Consider the following 19,398-nt stretch of genomic DNA (forward strand, 5'->3'; position numbering starts at 1 on the left):
AGTGAAAACCGGCCCGCAGGTTTCGCCGGACGCCGGATCAGAGGTGCGGCCGCAGCACCCGCTCCAGCCACTCGGCGGCCGCCCGCGACACCGCGTCCAGATCGGCGGAAAGGTTGTGGTCGCCGGGAATCATGAGGACCTCGTGGTGCGGTCCGGGCGTGGGGCGGCCGAAGGGGTCGCGTTCGCCCTGGATGACCAGCGCCGGGACCTCCACCGCGTCCAGCTCCGGCTGACGGGTCTTTTCCGGCTTGCCCGGCGGGTGCTCCGGGAACGCCAGGCACAGCACCGCCACCGCCTGGCCCGCCGACGCCGTGCGGCACGCCACGCGCGCGCCCGACGAGCGGCCGCCGAACACCAGCGGCAGGTCGTCGAACCGGGCGGACAGCTCGTCGGCCACCGTCAGCCAGGCCGAATCCAGCTGGTTCGCCGGTGCGGGGGCACGACGGCCCGCGACGCGATACGGCTGCTCCACCAGCGCGACGTGCACGCCCGCCTCTTTCGCGGCCCGCGCCACCACCACGAGATCCTGCGCGCCGATGCCGCCGCCGGCGCCGTGACCGAGCATCAGCACCGCGACGCCGTCCTTCGCGCAGTGCAGCTCGGCCCGCGCGAGGCCGTGGTCGGTGTCGATCTCCAAGGTGGTCATGACAACTCGAACAGGCCGTCGTCCAGTGGCTGGACGGGCGCCTCGACGCGGTCCAGCAGTTCGGGCCCGTTGTTGCGCACGTTGTTGACCAGGCTGGAAATCGGCCGCAGCTCGAGGGATTCCACGATGGACGGCGGCGTCGGCACCATCAGGCCGTCGACGTCGTCGCGGTCCGGGTCCAGCCAGCCGGCCCAGTGCGCACGCGGGACGATCAGCGGCATCCGGTGGTGCACGTCGGTGAGCTGCCCGGCGGCGTCCGTGGTGATGATCGAGAACGTGATCAGCGGATCAGTGCCTGCAGCGCCTTCGCTGTCCTTCGGCCGCCAGGTCTCCCAGATCCCGCCGAACGCGATCGACGAGCCCGCCGGGTCCGTCATGTAGAACGGCTCTTTTTCCTTGCCCGTGCGACGCCATTCGAACCAGCCGTCGGCGGGCACCAGGCACCGCCGCGACGCCAGCGCGCGCTTGAAGGCGGGTTTTTCACGCGCCGTCTCGGCCCGGGTGTTGATCATGCGCGAGCCCACCGACGGGTCCTTCGCCCAGAACGGCACCAGGCCCCACCGCATGATCCGCAGCGAGCGCTCGGCCGGCTCGTCTTCGAGCACCAGGCCCTCGGCGTCACGGGGATGGCGCTGCACCACGGTCACGACGCTTTTCGTGGGCGCGACGTTGTGGTCCACCCGGGCCCGGCCCTCGGTCAGGTCCACCGCGGCGAACTCCTCGATCAGCGCCGCCGGGTCCTTCGTCGCGGCGTAACGGCCGCACATGCCAACCTCCTCGCACCGGGCCCCGGGACCAATCGTTACACGCAGGCCGGGCCGGGCGCGAGCGGCATGGGATCATTCGACCAGGCCGGACGAGGCGGAAGGACGTGGGCGGTTTGGCGCGAGGCGACTGGAGCAAGCTGGACGAATCCGATGTGCGGGTCCGTCCCGGCAAGGGCACCAGGCCGCGCAGCAAGCGCCGCCCCGAGCACGCCGACGCCGTCACCGCCATGGTGGTCGGCAAGGACCGGGGCCGCTGGACCTGCGCGATCGACGCCGACCCGGACCAGCTCGTGACGGCCATGCGCGCCCGTGAGATGGGCCGCGTCTCCGTGGTCGTCGGCGACATGGTGGGCGTGGTCGGCGACGTCTCGGGCAAGCCGGACACCCTCGCCCGCATCATCCGCGTCGACGAGCGCTCCAGCGTCCTGCGCCGCACGGCCGACGACACCGACCCGTACGAGCGGGTGGTGGTCGCGAACGCCGCGCAACTGCTCATCGTGACGTCGCTGGCCGACCCGCCGCCGCGGACCGGTTTCATCGACCGCTGCCTCGTCGCCTGTTACGCGGGCGGGGTGGAACCCGTGCTGTGCTTGACAAAAGCCGACCTGGCGAGCCCCGACGAGCTGCTCGCCGGCTACGCGGGGCTCGACGTGCCCGCCATCGTCACCCGGCACGACGAGAAGCCCGAAGGCCTCGCGGAACGGCTGGAAGGCCGCGTGACCGCGCTGGTCGGGCACTCCGGCGTCGGCAAGTCCACGCTGGTCAACCGCCTCGTGCCGGACGCCTCACTGGCGACCGGCGACGTCAGCGCGGTGGGCAAGGGAAGGCACACCTCCGTCGCGGCCGTCGCGCTGCCGCTCCCCCTGGCCGGCGGCGGCTGGGTGGTCGATACCCCGGGCATCCGCTCGTTCGGGCTGGCCCACGTGACCAGCGACGACATCGTCAAGGCGTTCGAGGAGTTCGCGGAGGCCGCCGAGGAGTGCCCGACGAACTGCGGCCACCTCGGCCCGCCCGAGGACCCGGACTGCGCGCTGGACGACGTCGTCAAGGAGGGCCGCGCGGGCGCCGACCGGCTGGCGTCGTTGCGCCGGCTGCTCACTTCACGCGCGGGCACGCTCGAGACGTGACCACTTTCGCCGTCGCCGCGCTGGCACTCGTTCTGACGGGCTGCGGGGCGAAGAGCGAGTCCGGCACGGCCTCGGCCAGTGGCGCCAAGCCGGAGCTGGGGCTGGCGGCGCCGTTCGGCAACGTGCTGGAGCTCGCGAGCGCGGCGAAGCAGGGCACGGAGAAGTCGAAGTCCGCGAAGATGTCCATGGAGATGTCGGCCGGCGGCAAGACCGAGGCGTCGCAGTTCGGCACCGGCAAGGCGTGGCTGAAGATCTCGCCGGACGCCACGGACCCGCTTTCGCAGGCGTTCAGCAAGGCGATGTCGCAGGCGTCGGAGCAGGGTGACCCGTCGCGGGTGCTGGACCAGGTCGCCAAGACCGGCCGGATCGTCGCTCCGACCAGACCCAGCTCGGCGTGACCGCCCCGCCGGCCGACCAGGTCGGGGACTTCGGCGAGATCGCGAAGAAGCTGGGTCACTGACCCACTCCCGGTGACAGTGGTTCCCCCGAACGGGTTCGGGGGAGCCACTGTGCTTTTGTAGGGTCTCTTTCCGCCGGTCAGGACGGGGTTCCCGGATGCGCAGGACGGCCTTGGCCCTCGGTGCCGTGCTCGCGGTGACGCTCGCCGGCGCGTGCTCCGACAACTCGTCGCCACTGTTCTCCGACGCCCGCGCGCTCGCCGACGCCGCCTCGGCCGCCACCGTCGCCGGGCACTCCGCGAAATTCACCACCGACGTCGCGGCGGGGACTCTCGTGTCACACGGGCAGGGGCAGGCGAAGTTCGCGGCGGACGGGACTTCGCTGGTGATGACCACCGACTACATCGGCGAACCGCTGGAGCTGCGGCTGGTGGCGGGGCAGCTGTACGCGAAGGTCCCGGAGGGCTCGCGCGACCAGGTGACCGGCGGGAAGCCGTGGGTGAAGGTGTCCCCCGACGGCAGCGACCCGTTCTCCCAGGTGCTCGGCGGCAGCCTCGCGCAGCTGACCGAGCAGAACGACCCGGCGCGCACGCTCGCGCAGGTCCGCACGGCGGGGACCCTCGCGTCCGGCGAGCGGACCCAGCTCGACGGCGTCGGCGCCGAGCACTACCGGGTGGACGTCGACCTGGCGAAGCTCGGCTCGGAACTGCCCGCCGGACTGCCGCCGGGCAGCGTGGTGCCCGGCACGAAAGTCCCCCTCGAACTGTGGCTCGACGCGGCGGACCGGCCGCTGCAGCTGGTGCTGGACCTGACGCCGATCCTCAAGGGGCCTGACGGCGCCCGGATCACCGCGCGGTACAGCGGCTGGGGCTCGCCCGTGGACGTCCAGGCCCCCGCCGCCGACCAGCTGGGCGCGTTCGCCGGCAGCTGACGCGCTACAGCAGCTCCAGGAAAAACGGCAGCTCCTGCGGCGCGTACCAGGCCAGCTCGTGGTCTTCCGCGTCGCCGAGGGCGAACTCGGCGTCCTCGTCGCCCAGGTCGGCGGCGTCGATCACGTCGGCGGCCGCGGCGACGGCTTCGGTTGCCTCGGGCGCGTCCACGTGAATGGCGGCGATCTGCGAGAGCGGCACCGGGCCGTCGAGGCGCACCACTGGCGCGTCCAGGTCCGAGCGCAGCGTCACGTTCTCGACGTCGGCCGACACGACGACGCGGCGTGGCTCCGCCTTCTCCTCCGCCGCGATGAGACGGATCGACGCGCGCGCCGCGTCGAGGAGCGCGGCGTACTCCAGCTCTTCGTCGGAGCCGCTGACGTACGCCTCGCGAAGCGCGGGCGTCAACGCGAAGCCCGTGCCGCTGCGGGCGCGGAACTCGCCGTTCGCCTCGAGGTCACGGAGCATCGCGATCGTCGCGGGGAGATAAACCCTCACCAGTGCGCACCCTTCAGTTCTTCCAGCGCTTCCTCGATCATCCCGCCGAGCAGCCCGATGTCGAACGCGGCCTTGCGGTCGCCGTTGAGTCCGAAGTAGACACCGCCGTGGTAGGACGTGACCCCGATCGCCAGCGCCTGGGTGCGCATCAGCGGCATCACGGGGAACATCTCCACCAGTCTCGCCTCCCCCGCGTACATCGGCACCTGCGGCCCCGGCGAGTTGGTGACCATGACGGTGAAAATGCGCCCGGACAGCGATCCCGCGGCCCGCGCGCCGAGCGAGTGCAGCGTCGCCGGCGCGAATCCCCCGACCTTCAGCAGCCCGCGCGCGGCGACCGAGCGGCCGGACTCCAGGTGCTCGGCGATCGCGTGCCCGATGTGCTGCAGCCGCAGCACGGCGTTGGGCTCACCCACCGGCAGGTCGATCAGGAACGCCGCCACCTGGTTGCCGACCAGCGCGGGAGTGGAGAATTCGGCGGTTTCGGCGTCTCGCACGGCCATCGGCACGAGTGCTCGGACGGTGGTTGTCGGGGTCAGGGCCGAGCCGCGCGAGAGCAGCCATTCGCGCAGGGCGCCGGTGATGGCGGCGAGGACCACGTCGTTCACCGTGCCGCCGTGCTCGGCGCGGACCTTGCGGAAGTCCTCCAGCCGCGTGCGCACCACGGAGAACAGCCGGCCACCGGACACGCGCACGTTCAGCGGCCCGGACGGCGCCGGGCTCACCACCGTGCGCAGCGTCGACGCGACGCCACCGAGCGTTTCGGCCACCTTGCCCAGCGAGGCGACGGCGTCGTCCGCGGCCGAGCGCACGTTCTCCACCAGCTCGGTCGGGCGTTGCACGGTCTCGCTGACGGCGTCGAGCACCAGCTGCGCCCGGCTCGGCTCGCGCCGGGGCGTCCAGGTGTCCTCGAACGGCTCCGGCGGCGCCGGGCGCGCGTCCAGGATGAGCTGGCCGAGGTCGATGGTGCCGATGCCGTCCACAACGGACTGATGCGTTTTCGTCACCAGCGCCACGCGGTCGCCGGCCAGCCCCTCGACGAAGTACGCCTCCCACAGCGGCCGTTCGGGCGCCAGCCTTCGTGAAATCAGGCGCGCGACCAGGTCGAACAGCTGCTCGTCGGTCCCCGGCTGCGGCAGCGCGGAGCGCCGGACGTGGTAGTTGAGGTCGAAGTCGGTGTCGTCCACCCACACCGGGCGCGCGAGGTGGCCGGGCACCGTCAGCACCCGCTGGCGGTACCGCGGCAGGAACGCCAGCCGCGCGCCGATCAGGTCCAGCAGCTGCCCGTAGTCGAACCCGGTGCGCGGCCGCTCGAAAATCGCCACGCTGCCGACGTGCATCGGGGTCGCGTGGTCCTCGACGTACAGGAAGGAGGCGTCCAGCGCGGACAGGCGGTCGGGCATGGGCCGATCCTTACACAGTGCGAGACTGGCCCGCGTGGGTGATGACGAGGCGGTTTCGCCGAAAGACCGGTTCCTGACCGTGTACGGGCGCAAGCCGGTGCTCGAGGCGCTGGCGGACACCGGTCTCGAGGTCGACAAGGTGATCCTCGCCGACACCGCGCGCGGCCCGGGCGCCACGGAGATCCAGCGGGCGGCGAAGGCGGCCGGGGTGCCGGTCCAGCGCGCGAGCGCGCACCGGGTGAAAGTGCTGGCCGGCAACGGCAAACAGGACCAGGGCGTGCTCGCCGACGTCGTCGCGCCGCGGATGCGCTCGCTCGCCGCGGCGCTGGAAGACCGGCGTCCGCCCGCGCGGGTGCTGCTGCTCGACGGCATCACCACGCCCGCGAACGTCGGGATGATCCTCCGCACGGCCACCGCGGCCGGGCTGGAGGGCGTGGTCGTGCCGCGGCGGGGCGTCGCCGCGCTGGATCCGCTGGTGGTCAAGGCTTCCGCGGGCGTCGCGTTCCGCGCGCCGGTGCTGCGTTGTGGCAGCGCGCGCGAAGCGGCGGAGCTACTGACGGAGGCGGGGTACAGCCTGTACGCGCTGGGCGCGTCCGCGAAGACGACGCTGTACAACGCGGATCTGCCGCAGCGCGCGGCCTTCGTCCTGGGCGCCGAGACCGCGGGCGTCGGCGAGGAGGTCGGCGAACTGGTGACGGAATGGCTGTCCATCCCGATGCCCGGCGACGTCGAATCCCTGAACGTCTCGGCGGCGGCGGCCGTGCTGTCGTTCGAACTGGTCCGGCGCGCCGTCAGCTGAACAAGGCGGCCAGCTCGTCGAGCGTGGCGGGCACGCTGAGGTGGTGGATGCCGACCAGTCCGGCGTCGGCGGCGCCTTGGACGTTTCGCGCGGAATCGTCCACGAAGGCGCAGGTCACGGCGGACAGCCCGAGCCGCTCGGCGGCGATGAGGTAGATCTCGCGGTCCGGCTTGGCGACGCCGACCTCACCGGAGAAGACGAGGGCGTCGAAGTACTCGGCCAGCTCGGCCTTCGCGCCGGGACCGGCGCCGGGCGCGTTGGACACGAGCGCGGTGCGGGTGCCGCGGGCCCGGGCGGCGCGGAGGTAGTCGTAGAGCAGGTGCGCGTCGGGGTCGGTCAGGACACCCGCGTAGTCGACCAGCAACCCTTTGAGCACCCGGCCCACCCTAGCCTCGGCCGGCGCTAGCACAGCCCGCGGATCTGGTGGGCAGCCTTCGGCGGTTTTCCCCGGATCAGGCGGGACTTGTCGCGTTTTCCGGCTCCCCGGCCCACTACTGGCGACGGATCGTCCGAGTTTCGGGGAGGAACATATGACGATCGACCACCGCATCAGCACGCTGGCGCCGTTCGAACCGGCGCCACGACCCCACCCGGCCCGCAAGCGGCCCGGGAGCCGCCCAGTACGTGATCTGCCGCCGGCGGACCGGCTGGTCACGACGTTGCCGGAACCGCCGGACGACCACCGCCTGACGCAACGGCTGAACACGATCCTCGAGGTCCTGGTCCGCCGCCGCCCGGCCGCCCAGATCGAGCACCTGGTCGACCCGGCGCTGTTCGCCCGCCTGCGCGAACACCCCCGCCTGCCCGGCACCCGCCACCGCATCGGCCCGCTCCACGTCTGCCACCCGTCGGACACCGCGATCGAAGCCTGCGCCACCATCCGCAGCGGCCCGCGGGTACTCGCCCTGGCCGCCCGCTTCCAGCAAACGCGATCCGGCTGGGTGTGCATGCGCTTCCACCTCCTGGCCCCGAGAACCGGCCCGATGCGAGCAGTCCAACCCACCGCCCCGATCCGGCGGCTGGCCGCCTGAGCCAGCTCCGTGCCGGCAGCGACACGGCGGTCGGCCACCGTTCGGCAGCCGTCCGCCGGAGCCAGCCCCGGCGGACGGTCCCGCCAGGCCAACCGCCACAGCACCTGGTTACCTGAGCACTTCGGCAGCCGTTCGCCCGAGCCAGCCCCGGGCGAACGGCTCCCACCGCGCAACCAGCACCACCACTGGACGCCTCGACAAATCGGCAGCCGACCACCGGAGCCAACCCCAGGCGAACGGCTCCCACCGCCCAACCAGCACGACCGCCGGACGCCAGTTCGGCAGCCGACCACCCGAGCCAACCCCAGGCGGACGGGGTCTCACTCCTCAACCGGTACGGCGACCGGCCCGTTGAGGAATGAGAGGCCCGGTCGCCGCGCCGGTGCGGGGGCTGGCGGCTTGGGTTCGCGGATGGCCGAGTTCGGTCACGCGCGAACGTTCACCGGGCAGCAAGGTCGTTCACGAGAAGACGATGGCCGGCGACGGCTCTGCTCGCGACCCCGTCACTCGGGACCGGGCGGCGGGATCGTTCATTCCGGCCGAGTCCGCCGCAGGTGCTCCGGGACAGCGGTCCTGAAAATCCGGTCAGCTGGTCGAAACCGGCAGGCTCGCGAGGCCGCGCAAGGTGGTCATCGGGCCCCAGGACGGGGCGCCGGCGAGGTGCAGCGAGGGGACTCGGCGCGCGAGCGCGCGGAAGACGATCCGGCCTTCCAACCGGGCCAGCGGCGCGCCGAGACAGAAGTGGATGCCCTGGCCGAACGCGAGGTGGCGGCCGGGTTCGCGGGACGGGTCGAAGCGGTCCGGGTCCGCGTGACCGGCCGGATCACGGTTGGCCGCGCCGATCAGGACGATCGCCTGCGTGCCCGCAGACACAGCGAAGCCGCCGACAGACGTGTCGCGCAAGGCGGTCCGCGAAGTGAGCTGCACCGGCGAGTCGTAGCGCAGCACCTCTTCGACCGCCGGCTCCGCCAGCTCGCCGCCGGTGCCCAGCGCCCCGAGGCCGGCGGGTTCGCGCAGCAGCGCCAGCACGCCGTTGCCGATCAGGTTGGTGGTGGTCACGTGGCCGGCAACCAGCAGCAGCGTCAGGGTGACGAGCAGTTCGCCCTCGCTGAGCTTGTCACCCGCGTCCGACACGGTGACCAGGTCGGACAGCAGGTCCTGGCCCGGGGCGCGCCGGCGCTCGGCCGCCAGCTCCCGGAAATACGCGACGAACTCGCGGCGGGCGCGCACCGCCGCCGTCCGGTCGGCCTCCGACAACAGGAAATCCGGGTCGACCGCCCGCGCCATGGCGTGGGACCAGCCGGCGAAACGCTCGCGGTCGGCCAGTGGGACGCCCAGCATCTCGCTGATCACCTCGACCGGGAGCGGCGCCGCGAGCGCGGGCATCAGGTCGGCCCCGCCCGCGTCGAGCAGATCGGTGACCAGCCGGTCGGCGATCGCCTCGATGCGCGGGGCCAGCCGCTCCACCGTGCGCGGCGTGAACGCCTTCGACACCAGCCGCCGCAGACGCGTGTGATCCGGCGGGTTCAGGCCGAGGAACGCCCGTACCACCCGCCCGTTTTCGTCCACCGGCTCGTCGGCGTCACGCTCGGCCGGGTCCAGCAGCTCCGGCTCGGGATGGCCGAACGCCGGATCGCGCACCAGCTCGGTGGCCTCGGCCAAACCGCTCACCACCAGCGAGCCCGGCGCCAGCTCGGTGACCGCCGACCGCGCGCGCCACCGCCCGTACAGCGGATAGGGATCCGCTTTGTGCCGGGGCGCGAACATTTCCGTGAGTTCCTGCGGATCCGCTCGCACGGGCGCGGTGGCCACCGGAGTCCCTCCTACCCGAAAAAGCCGCGGGCCGTCCTATTCGGACGGCCCGCGGTACCGAAGGTCAGCGACGCGGACCCTTCTTGCCCTTCTTCGCCTGCGCGCGCTCCGCGGCCCGGCGCTCGCGGCGGGTGTTGCCGCCGGCCGCCGCCTCGTCGTCGCTCTCGGCACTGTCCGAATGGGACTCGACACCGCCGCCCTCGGACGGGCCCGACATCGTCAGTCCGGATTGGACACCGCCGCCGATTCCCTTGCCCCGCAAGGCGGACGGCACCGACTCGGTGTCGGTGCCCGGTGCCTGCGGCGGGGTTGGGCGCGCGTGGCGGCCGTCGGGCTGGCCGTTTCCGTTGCCGTTGCCGAAGGAAGCCGCGGCCGCGCCGGTCGCGGAAGTGACCCCGGCGGGCAGCGACGCGGCGCTGTCGGCCGCGGGCTCCGGCTCGGCGCGCTCGACCTGGAGGTTGAACAGGAAGCCGACGGCCTCCTCCTTCAGCGAGTCGAGCATCGCGCGGAACATGTCGAAGCCCTCGCGCTGGTACTCGATCAGCGGATCGCGCTGCGCGAGCGCCCGCATGCCGATGCCCTCCTTGAGATAGTCCATCTCGTAGAGGTGCTCACGCCACTTGCGGTCGAGCACGGTCAGCATCACCTGGCGCTCGAGGCGGCGCATCGCGCCCTCCTCGCCGACCAGCTCGTCGATCTCGGACTCACGCGTGTCGTACGCGTTGTGCGCGTCCTCGACCAGGGCCTGGCGCAGGCCGTCGGCGTCGAGGTCGCTGTCGGACTCCATCAGCTCGTCCCAGTTCAGCCGGACCGGGTAGAGCGTCTTGAGCGCGGTCCACAGCTGCTCGTGGTCCCAGTCCTCGGCGTAACCCGAGGCCGTGGCGCCGTCGACATAGGCGTTCACGACGTCGACCAGCATGTGCTCGATCTGCTCGCGCAGGTCCTCGCCCTCGAGCACGCGGTGGCGCTCGGCGTAGATCACCTTGCGCTGCTCGTTCATCACCTCGTCGTACTTGAGGACGTTCTTGCGGGTCTCCATGTTGAGCTGCTCGACCTGGGTCTGCGCGCTCCGGATCGCCTTGGAGACCATCTTGTGCTCGATCGGCACCTCGTCCGGCAGGCGCATCGTGGTCATCACGCGCTCCACCATCACGGCGTTGAACCGGCGCATCAGGTCGTCGCCGAGCGAGAGGTAGAACCGCGACTCGCCCGGGTCGCCCTGACGGCCGGCGCGACCGCGCAGCTGGTTGTCGATGCGGCGCGACTCGTGCCGCTCGGTGCCCAGCACGTACAGGCCGCCGGCCTCGCGGACCTCGTCGGCCTCGTCCTTCGCCGCTTCCTTGATCTCCTCGAGCACCTTCGGCCACTCGGCCTCGTACTCCTCGGAGTTCTCCACCGGGTCCAGGCCGCGCTCGCGCAGCTGCTGGTCGGCGATGATGTCCGGGTTGCCGCCCAGCACGATGTCGGTACCGCGGCCGGCCATGTTGGTGGCGACCGTGATGGCGCCCTTCTTGCCGGCCCTGGCGACGATCAGCGCTTCCCGGTCGTGGTGCTTCGCGTTCAGCACCTCGTGCGGGACCTGAAGCTTCAGCAGCAGCTTCGAGAGGTGCTCGGACTTCTCGACGCTGGTGGTGCCGACCAGCACCGGCTGGCCGTTCTCGTACCGCTCGGCGATGTCCTCGGCGACGGCCTCGAACTTGGCCTGCTCGGTCTTGTAGATCAGGTCGGCGCGGTCGTCACGGACCATCGGCCGGTTGGTCGGGATCGGCACCACACCCAGCTTGTAGGTCTGGTGGAACTCCGCGGCCTCGGTCTCGGCGGTACCGGTCATGCCCGCGAGCTTCTTGTACAGCCGGAAGTAGTTCTGCAGGGTGATCGTGGCGAGCGTCTGGTTCTCGGCCTTGATCTCGACCTTCTCCTTGGCCTCGATCGCCTGGTGCATGCCCTCGTTGTAGCGGCGCCCCACCAGGATGCGGCCGGTGAACTCGTCGACGATCATGACCTCGCCGTCGCGGACGATGTAGTCCTTGTCCTTGTGGTAGAGCTCCTGCACCTTGAGGGCGTTGTTCAGGTAGCCGACCAGCGGCGTGTTCGCGGCCTCGTACAGGTTCTCGATGCCCAGCTGGTCCTCGACGAACCGGACGCCGGTCTCCGTGACGGCGACGGTGCGCTTCCGGACGTCGACCTCGTAGTGGTACTTCGAGTTGATCAGGTTGGCCTTTTCGGTCCGCTCGCGCGTGCCCATGGTGGTGGTGTCGATGCCCTGCATAAGCGGCGCCAGCCGGGCGAACTCCATGTACCACCGCGACGACTGGTCCGCCGGGCCCGAGATGATCAGCGGCGTCCTGGCCTCGTCGATCAGGATCGAGTCGACCTCGTCCACGATCGCGTAGTTGTGCCCGCGCTGCACGCACTCTTCGAGCGACCACGTCATGTTGTCGCGCAGGTAGTCGAAGCCGAACTCGTTGTTCGTGCCGTAGGTGATGTCGGCGTTGTACATGCGGTGCCGCTCCTGCGGCGTCTGCTCCGCCAGGATCACGCCGACCTCGAGGCCCAGGAAGCGGTGGATGCGGCCCATCCACTCCGAGTCGCGCTTGGCCAGGTAGTCGTTGGTCGTGACGACGTGCACGCCCTTGCCGGAGATCGCGTTCAGGTAGGCCGCGAGGACACAGGTGAGCGTCTTGCCCTCACCGGTCTTCATCTCGGCGACCTGGCCGAGGTGCAGCGCGGCGGCACCCATCAGCTGGACGTCGAAGGGCCGCTGGGCGAGCACCCGCTTCGAGGCCTCCCGGGCCACGGCGAAGGCCTCGGGCAGCAGCTCGTCGAGCGACTCCCCCTTGCCGTTGCGCTCGCGGAACTCCTCGGTCTTGGCCCGCAGCTCGGCGTCCGACAGATCCTTCACGTCGTCTTCGAGGGTGTTGATGTGATCGGCGATGTTGCGCAGCCGCTTCACCATCTTGCCCTCGCCCGCGCGGAGCAGGCGGTTCAGCACCATCCGGTCGACCTCACTAGCTGATCTCGATCGCACCCGAGCCGGTCCCGGGCAATCTGGGCACGGCGGCGCCCGAGTGCGTCGCCGTCGTCTGACCCCATCGTAGGGAACACGGCGCGGTCCGTGCACGCACGTGCTTGTCAAAGGCCACGAAAAGCCCCGGTGACACCCTACCTTCGACGTGCGGATGGCCCGCACGCGAGCGCGTGCGGGCCATCCGGGACAGCTGATCGGAGCGGGCTCAGCCGAGCCGGATCACGCCGTAGTCGAAGCCCTTTCGCCGGTAGACGACACTCGGCCGGCCGGCCTCGGAGTCGTTGAACAGGTAGAAGTCGTGGCCGACCAGCTCCATCTCGTAGAGAGCCTGGTCCACCGTCATCGGGTCCGCGCCGTGCTGCTTCTCGCGGACGACGCGGCCGGGCTGATGGCCCGGTTCGTCGTCTTCCCAGCGCTTCTGCTGGGGAATCTCCCCGGTGCCCGCGAAACCGTTCACCATGGGTTCGGCCGCTTCGCTCTCGGGGGCGTCCAGCACCGCCGTACCGGCGGCAGGACGGGCGACGGCGTCGGATCCGCCGGCCATCGCCACGGAGGTCGCCTCGGCGACCGACTCCGGGCGGCTGCGTCCGTAGTGCACGCGCCGCCGGTCGTGTGTCCGCCTCAGCCGGTTCTCCAGCTTGGTGACGGCGGAGTCGAGCGCGGCGTAGAAGTCCGCGGCGCACGCTTCAGCGCGTACGGCCGGGCCGCGGCCCTTCCCGGTGATCTCAACGCGCTGGCAGCTCTTGGACTGCCGGCGGTTGGGCTCGTGGAAGAGCTCGACCTCGTAGCGGATGACCTTCTTGTCGTAGCGCTCGAGCCGGGCCAGCTTCTCGCTGACGAGTGCCCGATAGTGCTCGGGCACCTCCACGTTGCGGCCCTTAACGACGATGTCCATACACGACCTCCCTCGCTGAGATGACTGCGAGCTGTTGTGTTCACACGGCGCCGGTACTGCGGGGACGGAGCCCGGATCTGGCGGGCTGAGAAGAACTCGGGAACCGGTCACGACGTCTCGTGGCGATTGCGCGAGCGCGGACTCAGCAGGCCTCCGGCGCCAGGGACATGGGCTGCATACCTCCCTGCCTGCGGGAATCTCTGATAGCGGTGCACGTTAGCTTCATCACGCCGCTTGCAACAGCCCCCGAGCCGGGGGATGTCCCGGACCGGTAACCCGTCACGGCGCGCAGCGAAACCCCCGTGCGAAGGACGAAATCCCGTACCGGACGGCCGAGCGCGCGTCGCTCGATTTCACGCGGACGGCGCAATGGTGCGGGACCTCGGAGACCGAGGGTGACGGCACTCTCCACCACAGCCGCCACCCCGGTGGGGTGCTCGGCTGCCGGAGTGATTTCCCGGCGAACCCTCATGTCCCGACAACGGCCCGGGACCACGCAGCGTTCCCGCTTGACCTCACTCGTGTAGGTGACACCCTCGTCACCCGGCAGCGAGCAGCGTGAGCACAGCCGCGACGGCGACACCCGAACTTTTCAACGCGGCCACACACGCGGCCGCGGTGGCCCCGGTGGTGACGATGTCGTCGAGCACCACGACCCGGCATCCCGCCGGCGGCCGCCCATCCGGGACGAACCTCAGCCGCCCGGCCAGATTGGCGACGCGCTCGGCCCGCCCCAGCCCCACGGCGTCGCGGGCGCCCTTGAGCTCCAACGCCGGCGCGACGAACACCGCGATGCCCAGCCCCGCCGCGGCCACCTCCCGCGCGGCCACCTCGGCGATCCGCAACATGTGCGGCCCACCCCGAACCCGCGAAGCCGAACGACGGCTGGGGGCGGGAACCAGGCACAACGGGGTTGGTGCGGTTGGTGGGACGTGTGGGGTCGGTCGAGTTGCCGCGGTGGGTGGGGTGGAGGGCTGGGTGGGGGTGGAGGGCGAGGCCGCTGGGAATGGCGGGGCAGCTGGGAAGGGCAAGGGCGACGAAGCGAGGGCAGGACTTGGGTGGGCAGGACTTGCCGGGCTGGACCGGCGAAGGCCAGAAGCGGGACCGCGGTCGCGACCGGCAGCAGGGTCAAGACCGGAGCCGAGGCCCGAGCCGAGGCCCGAGCTGGGGCCAAAACCGGAGCCGGAGCCGTGGCCAGAGCCGAGGCTGGAACCCGAGCCAGGGCCAGGGCCGACGTCGAGGCCGGTAGCGGGGCCAAGGTTGGGACCGGGGCCAAGGCCGGAACTCCGGCTCGAGCGGCTGGAACTCGGGCTCGGACTTGCGCAGCTGAGACTCGCACCAGGACCTGCCCGACCCGGGCTCGAGCGGCCAGAAATCGAGAAGCCCGGACTCCAGCGCCCAGGACTAAGGCCGCCGCCTGGGAGGGCGGGTAGGGCGGCAGCGATCGCGCGGCCTAGGGACGGGGCCAGGTCGCGGCGGCCTCGCTCCTTGTATGCGATCAGCATTCGCCTTGCCGCGCCCTGGTGGCGAGCCAGTGCGTACGCGGGGACGACGCCCGCCAGGGGAGCGCGGACCACCTCCGTGAGCGAACCCCACACCTGCGAACACACCGCGCAGCACGGGGCACCACGGACACCACAACCGGCGCAGCGGGCCGGGACCAGCAGATTCAGAACCATGACCCGCAGTGTGCACCCGGGCACCGACAGTTTCCGGCTCGTGCATGGTCAGGCCGGTTCCAACCGTCACCACCACTCAACGAGTCCCCGGCCTCACCCCGGGTAGAACGGCTCCGCGTCCGGCATCGAGTGGGGCTGGGGGCGCCAGACCTCGCCCAGTTCCGTCGCGTTCCACAGGCCGCCGGCGTCGGCGACGACGATCGGGCGGCTCGGGGCGGAGGTGACGGCGCGGACCGGGGTCGTGAGGTTCGAGCTGTTGAACGCGTCCATCCGCCGCCCGTCCAGCGAGACGCGCTGGACCGGCTGGGAGCTCGACGACGTGACCACCACCAGCGAGTCCGCCGTCGAGCCCCAGTCGACGTCCACGACGTTGGACAGGGTGCCCGGCTGGAGGACCCGCGGTTCGCGCAGGGTCACCGTGTCGGCGCTGCGGATGACGGCCGCCACGACGAGCTGGCCGTTCACGATGGCGGCCACGCGGGCGCCGTCGCGGGAGAGGCGCAGGCCGTCGATCTGGCCGAGCGCCAGGACGTCGTTCGCGTTCACGCTCTGGCGCAGCCAGTGGCCGGTCGGGTCGAGGACCATGCGGGCGACCGTCGAGCGGTCCACCACCGTCCAGACCTCGCCCGACGGGCCCGCGCCGGCGGGTGCCGGGCGCCAGGTCGGCCGGCTCAGGGTGCCGCCGGTGAGATCGACCAGCGGCAGGTCCCGGCCCATGTCGCCGATGCGCAGGCGCACCTGGTCGCCGTCGTGCTCCACCACCGCGAGCCGCTTGCCGTCGATGGACTGGGCGGCGTTGACGACGTTGTACGCCCCGTTGCCCGCGGCCCCCTCGACGGGCGCGCCGTCGCCGAGCGAGCGAACTCGGCCCCCGGCTGTCATCAGTCCCGTCAGGCCCGAGTTGGGCGACGAAGCGGCGCTGTACGCGGGCACATCGCTGCTCCGCCAGTACTCGTGGTCGTGCACCAGCGGCATGCCGTCGGCGAGCAGCCGGATGCGCGTGGAGGTGACCGTCTGCATCGACAGGACGATCTGCGCGGCGATCAGCACGCGGGTCTCCGGGCTGGCCCCGGTGAGGCCGGACAGCGGCACCAGCAGCGAGCCGTCGTCGTTGTTCTTCACGTTCGTCTCGAGCGTGACCTGGTCGCCGAGCAGGTTCTTCACCGCCCCGGCGAGCCCGGCCGACGGGCCCTGCAGGATCAGGTCCATCACGCGTCCGGGCAGGCCCGACTGGGGCGCCGCCGCGACGTAGCGCAGATCGGGCACGAAGGTCCCCGAGTCCGGCGAGTAGAAGCTCACCGCGACGCGGTTGTAGTTGGTGTCGAAATCGTCGTCGGTCACCAGCAGCGCCGGCGGCGGGGTGGAGATCCGCCACTGACCGTCCGCCTGCTTGCGGACCTCGACCCGCTGCTCCGTCGGGCCGGAGCCGGGGATGAACGCGCTGTCCGCGCTCATCGTGCCGAGCACGGACCCGCGCAGCACCACCTCGCGCACGTTCGGGTCCGGCGCGGGCCCGGTGGACGGCGGGGCCGCCTGGGTGTCGAAGTTGGTGCCGAAGATGTTGTCGATGATCGTCATCGCGCGGCTGGGCTTCCAGGTGCTGCGCTGCCGGTCGTCGAGGTACGCGCGGGCGGCCGCGTTGTTCGACTTCGGGTCGCCGCTGGCGCGCACGAAGTCCCGCACCAGCGTCAGCGCGTCGATGCCCGGCGTCGGCTCCGGCGCGTCGTTGCCCTGCGGCGCGGGGCGGTCGTCGGAGACGACCACGGGCTGGGACTCGAGCGGGACGTTCGCGCAGCCGGCCAGCAGCAGCAGGCAGCACAGGGCGAGCAGGGCGCGCTTCACCGGCCGACCTCCTCGCGGTCGGCGCCGGAGTCGGCCAGGATCGCCTCGGGCGCGGGCTGGACCTCCAGCACCGCGGGCAGCACCGGCACGGGCGGCACGTGGTCCCGGGGCGGCAGCGGCAGCGGGCTCTCGGCGGCCACCACCGGCACGTCCTGCCGGCGCGGCAGCAGCAGGCGGAAACAGGCGCCGTAGCCGGGTTCGCCCCAGGCCTCCAGCGCGCCTCCGTGCAGCCGGGCGTCCTCCTGGCTGATGGCCAGGCCGAGCCCGGTGCCGCCGGTGCGCCGGTTGCGGGACGGGTCGGCCCGCCAGAACCGGTTGAACACCAGGTCGGCCTCGCCGGCCCGCAGGCCGACGCCGTGGTCCCGGACGGTGATGGCCACCGCCGTCTCGTTCACCCCGACCGTCAGCACCACCGGCTTCCCCTCGCTGTGGTCGACGGCGTTGGCCAGCAGGTTGCGCAGGATGCGCTCCACGCGCCGCGCGTCGACCTCGGCCGCGGCGTCCTGTTCGGGCAGGACCAGCTCCACCGTGCTGCCCGCGGTGCCGGCGATCACGCGGACCTGCTCGACGGCGCGGGTGGCGATCGGCCGGACGTCGATCAGCTCGGCCGAAAGCTCCTCGACCCCGGCGTCCAGCCGGCTGATCTCCAGCAGGTCGCCGAGCAGTGCCTCGAACCGGTCCAGCTCGTCCACCAGCAGCTCCGTGGAGCGCGCGAGGCCGGCCGGGAACTGCTCGCGCGAAGCGTGCAGCACGTCGGCGGCCATCCGGACGGTGGTCAACGGGGTGCGCAGCTCGTGGGAGACGTCGGAGGTGAACCGCCGCTGCAGGCCGCCGAACTCCTCGAGCTGGCGGATCTGGCCCTGGATGCTCGCGGCCATGCCGTTGTAGGACACGGCGAGCTTGGCCAGGTCGTCCTCGCCGACCGCGGCGAGCCGCTGGTCGAGGTCACCGCCGGCGAACTGCTCGGCCGCGGCGGCGGCCTCGCGGACCGGCCGCACCACCTGCCGCACCACCAGGTTCGTGATGCCGGCCAGCAGGATCAGCAGCACCAGCCCGCCGACCAGCAGCGTGTTCTGCACGGTCGAGACGGTGTTCTGCTCGCTGGTCAGCGGGAACAGCAAGTACAGCTGCAACGGGGTGGCCACCGAGTTGAGCGGCGTGCCGACGATCAGGTAGGTGGTGGGCCCGCTGCCCGTGTCGACGGTGTGCTCCGACCGGGCCAGGTGGTTGCCCTCCACGAACTGGCGCAGCCCCACCGGCACGGAGTTGAACGGCCCGGCGAACACGGTGTCCTTGTCGGACTGGTCGGGTGCGGCGCTGGCCAGCACCGGCTCGAAGGTGCCCGCTGTGGAGCCCGCAGGCGAGGCGGACGTGGTGGAGATCTTCTTGAGCGCGTTCTCCAGCCGCGTGTGCAGCGCGTCCGCCGACTCGCCGCCGACCCCCACCAGCTCGCGCGCGGCCGTGTCGGCCAGGTTCTGGGTCTGTTCGATCGCCGCGTGCCGCTTGGTGTCCAGCAGCCGCTCGGTGATCTGGTTCTGCAGCACCATGCCCAGCACGAACACCACGGCCGAGGACAGCGCGAGGGTCGAGATCGTGACGCGGAACTGCAGCGAGTGGCGCCACAGGTCGTTGAGCCCCACGGCCCGGCGGCGCGCGGAAACCACGGCACGCCGGACGAGGCGTGCCGTGGCGCGCGCGGAGACTCGCAGCCGTCCCGCCTCCGGGGCACGCGGGGTGTCCGGTTCCGGTGGTTCGGCGGGCGCTTCCGCCGTCATCGCCCGATCACGGCGGGCCGGCCTTGTAACCGACGCCGCGCACCGTCAACACCACCTCGGGGTGCTCCGGGTCCTTCTCGACCTTCGACCGCAGGCGCTGGACGTGCACGTTGACCAGCCGGGTGTCGGCCGCGTGCCGGTAGCCCCAGACCTGCTCCAGCAGCACCTCGCGGGTGAACACCTGGCGCGGCTTGCGGGCCAGCGCCACCAGCAGGTCGAACTCCAGCGGGGTCAGCGGGATGGCCTTGCCCTCGCGGGTGACCTCGTGGCCGGGCACGTCGATGGCCAGGTCGCCGATGGTCAGCGACTCGGCCGGCTCGGCCTCGGTGCGGCGCATCCGGGCGCGGACCCGGGCGACCAGCTCCTTCGGCTTGAACGGCTTCACCACGTAGTCGTCGGCGCCGGACTCCAGGCCCAGCACTATGTCCACGGTGTCGCTCTTGGCCGTCAGCATGACGATGGGCACGCCGGACTCGGCGCGGATCGCCTTGCAGACGTCGATGCCGTTCATGCCGGGCAGCATGAGGTCGAGCAGGACGAGATCCGGCTTCAGCTCCCGCAGCGCCGGCAGCGCCCTCGAACCGTCCGCGACCACCGCGGTGTCGAACCCCTCGCCGCGGAGCACGATGGTGAGCATCTCCGCGAGCGCGGGGTCGTCGTCGACCACCAAGACACGTGCCTTCATGAGCACATGTTCGCACTAGTTCGCACGGGCCCGGGCACGACCCGCGCGTTTGACCACCAGAAAGATCAAGATCGGGGCACCCCG

At 71.6% G+C, this 19,398-nt stretch carries 16 protein-coding genes and 1 pseudogene; 5 read left to right on the forward strand and 12 right to left on the reverse strand.

Translation table 11 applies throughout. The features are described 5' to 3' along the window. Positions 1 to 37: 37 nt before the first annotated feature. Positions 38 to 646, reverse strand: a complete 609-nt coding sequence (locus BMY97_RS02755; protein ID WP_091611909.1) for an alpha/beta hydrolase family protein — start codon at positions 644 to 646, stop codon at positions 38 to 40. Further along, the gene (locus BMY97_RS02760) at positions 643 to 1,413 is read right to left on the reverse strand and encodes an SOS response-associated peptidase (RefSeq protein ID WP_091611912.1); all 771 of its coding nucleotides are present in this window, start codon (positions 1,411 to 1,413) and stop codon (positions 643 to 645) included. Before BMY97_RS02760 ends, BMY97_RS02755 begins: the two co-directional genes overlap by 4 nt. Before the next feature lie 113 nt (positions 1,414 to 1,526). Here BMY97_RS02760 and rsgA point away from each other — a divergent pair, with 113 nt between their 5' ends. The 3 genes from rsgA (at position 1,527) to BMY97_RS02775 (ending at position 3,869) form a co-directional block, all read left to right on the forward strand. Next, complete coding sequence (rsgA, locus tag BMY97_RS02765) at positions 1,527 to 2,540, forward strand: ribosome small subunit-dependent GTPase A (RefSeq protein WP_091612875.1); 1,014 nt, start codon at positions 1,527 to 1,529, stop codon at positions 2,538 to 2,540. Next, complete coding sequence (locus BMY97_RS02770) at positions 2,537 to 2,938, forward strand: hypothetical protein (RefSeq protein WP_091611914.1); 402 nt, start codon at positions 2,537 to 2,539, stop codon at positions 2,936 to 2,938. The genes rsgA and BMY97_RS02770 overlap by 4 nt, the downstream gene beginning before the upstream one ends. 157 nt (positions 2,939 to 3,095) lie before the next feature. Continuing rightward, complete coding sequence (locus tag BMY97_RS02775; RefSeq protein WP_091611917.1) at positions 3,096 to 3,869, forward strand: SCO4651 family lipoprotein; 774 nt, start codon at positions 3,096 to 3,098, stop codon at positions 3,867 to 3,869. Between the two features lie 4 nt (positions 3,870 to 3,873). Here BMY97_RS02775 and BMY97_RS02780 read toward each other — a convergent pair whose 3' ends face one another. Both BMY97_RS02780 and BMY97_RS02785 read right to left on the reverse strand, forming a co-directional pair. Then, a complete protein-coding gene (locus BMY97_RS02780) occupies positions 3,874 to 4,365 on the reverse strand; it encodes a DUF6912 family protein (RefSeq protein WP_091611920.1) in 492 nt (163 codons plus the stop codon). Next, positions 4,362 to 5,768, reverse strand: a complete 1,407-nt coding sequence (locus tag BMY97_RS02785) for a WS/DGAT/MGAT family O-acyltransferase (RefSeq protein ID WP_091611922.1) — start codon at positions 5,766 to 5,768, stop codon at positions 4,362 to 4,364. The genes BMY97_RS02780 and BMY97_RS02785 overlap by 4 nt, the downstream gene beginning before the upstream one ends. Here BMY97_RS02785 and BMY97_RS02790 point away from each other — a divergent pair. Further along, a complete protein-coding gene (locus BMY97_RS02790) occupies positions 5,767 to 6,567 on the forward strand; it encodes a TrmH family RNA methyltransferase (RefSeq protein WP_425425218.1) in 801 nt (266 codons plus the stop codon). The two genes, BMY97_RS02785 and BMY97_RS02790, sit on opposite strands and share 2 nt — an antisense overlap. Here BMY97_RS02790 and BMY97_RS02795 read toward each other — a convergent pair. Beyond that, complete coding sequence (locus BMY97_RS02795) at positions 6,560 to 6,943, reverse strand: HAD-IA family hydrolase (protein WP_245787109.1); 384 nt, start codon at positions 6,941 to 6,943, stop codon at positions 6,560 to 6,562. The two genes, BMY97_RS02790 and BMY97_RS02795, sit on opposite strands and share 8 nt — an antisense overlap. 154 nt (positions 6,944 to 7,097) lie before the next feature. On the opposite strand from BMY97_RS02795, the gene BMY97_RS02800 reads away from it, so the two are divergent. Further along, positions 7,098 to 7,598, forward strand: a complete 501-nt coding sequence (locus BMY97_RS02800) for an Rv3235 family protein (protein WP_143086103.1) — start codon at positions 7,098 to 7,100, stop codon at positions 7,596 to 7,598. A gap of 585 nt (positions 7,599 to 8,183) precedes the next feature. Here the strand turns inward: BMY97_RS02800 and BMY97_RS02805 are convergent. The 7 genes and pseudogenes from BMY97_RS02805 to mtrA all read right to left on the reverse strand — a co-directional run bounded on the left by BMY97_RS02805 (position 8,184) and on the right by mtrA (position 19,314). Beyond that, positions 8,184 to 9,410 (reverse strand): cytochrome P450, encoded by a 1,227-nt coding sequence (locus tag BMY97_RS02805; protein ID WP_245787110.1) that lies wholly within the window; start codon positions 9,408 to 9,410, stop codon positions 8,184 to 8,186. 435 nt (positions 9,411 to 9,845) lie between these two features. After that, a pseudogene (secA, locus tag BMY97_RS02810) lies at positions 9,846 to 12,405 on the reverse strand (preprotein translocase subunit SecA); the annotation flags it as partial. Positions 12,406 to 12,643: 238 nt separating this feature from the next. Continuing rightward, positions 12,644 to 13,333 carry a ribosome hibernation-promoting factor, HPF/YfiA family gene (hpf, locus tag BMY97_RS02815; protein ID WP_091611935.1) on the reverse strand — a complete coding sequence of 230 codons (690 nt, stop codon included), beginning with the start codon at positions 13,331 to 13,333 and terminating at the stop codon, positions 12,644 to 12,646. A 539-nt stretch (positions 13,334 to 13,872) separates the two neighbouring features. Then, entirely contained in the window at positions 13,873 to 14,181 is a 309-nt protein-coding gene (locus BMY97_RS02820) for a hypothetical protein (protein ID WP_218156657.1), read from the reverse strand. A gap of 924 nt (positions 14,182 to 15,105) precedes the next feature. Then, a complete protein-coding gene (locus tag BMY97_RS02830) occupies positions 15,106 to 16,854 on the reverse strand; it encodes an LpqB family beta-propeller domain-containing protein (protein ID WP_091611940.1) in 1,749 nt (582 codons plus the stop codon). Continuing rightward, positions 16,851 to 18,629, reverse strand: a complete 1,779-nt coding sequence (mtrB, locus tag BMY97_RS02835) for an MtrAB system histidine kinase MtrB (RefSeq protein WP_091611943.1) — start codon at positions 18,627 to 18,629, stop codon at positions 16,851 to 16,853. The genes BMY97_RS02830 and mtrB overlap by 4 nt, the downstream gene beginning before the upstream one ends. 7 nt (positions 18,630 to 18,636) lie before the next feature. Beyond that, positions 18,637 to 19,314, reverse strand: coding sequence for an MtrAB system response regulator MtrA (mtrA, locus tag BMY97_RS02840; RefSeq protein ID WP_005150760.1), 678 nt, complete (start codon positions 19,312 to 19,314; stop codon positions 18,637 to 18,639). Positions 19,315 to 19,398: the final 84 nt, after the last annotated feature.

The organism is Amycolatopsis saalfeldensis, assembly GCF_900110575.1.
GTDB classification, from domain to species: Bacteria; Actinomycetota; Actinomycetes; order Mycobacteriales; family Pseudonocardiaceae; genus Amycolatopsis; species Amycolatopsis saalfeldensis.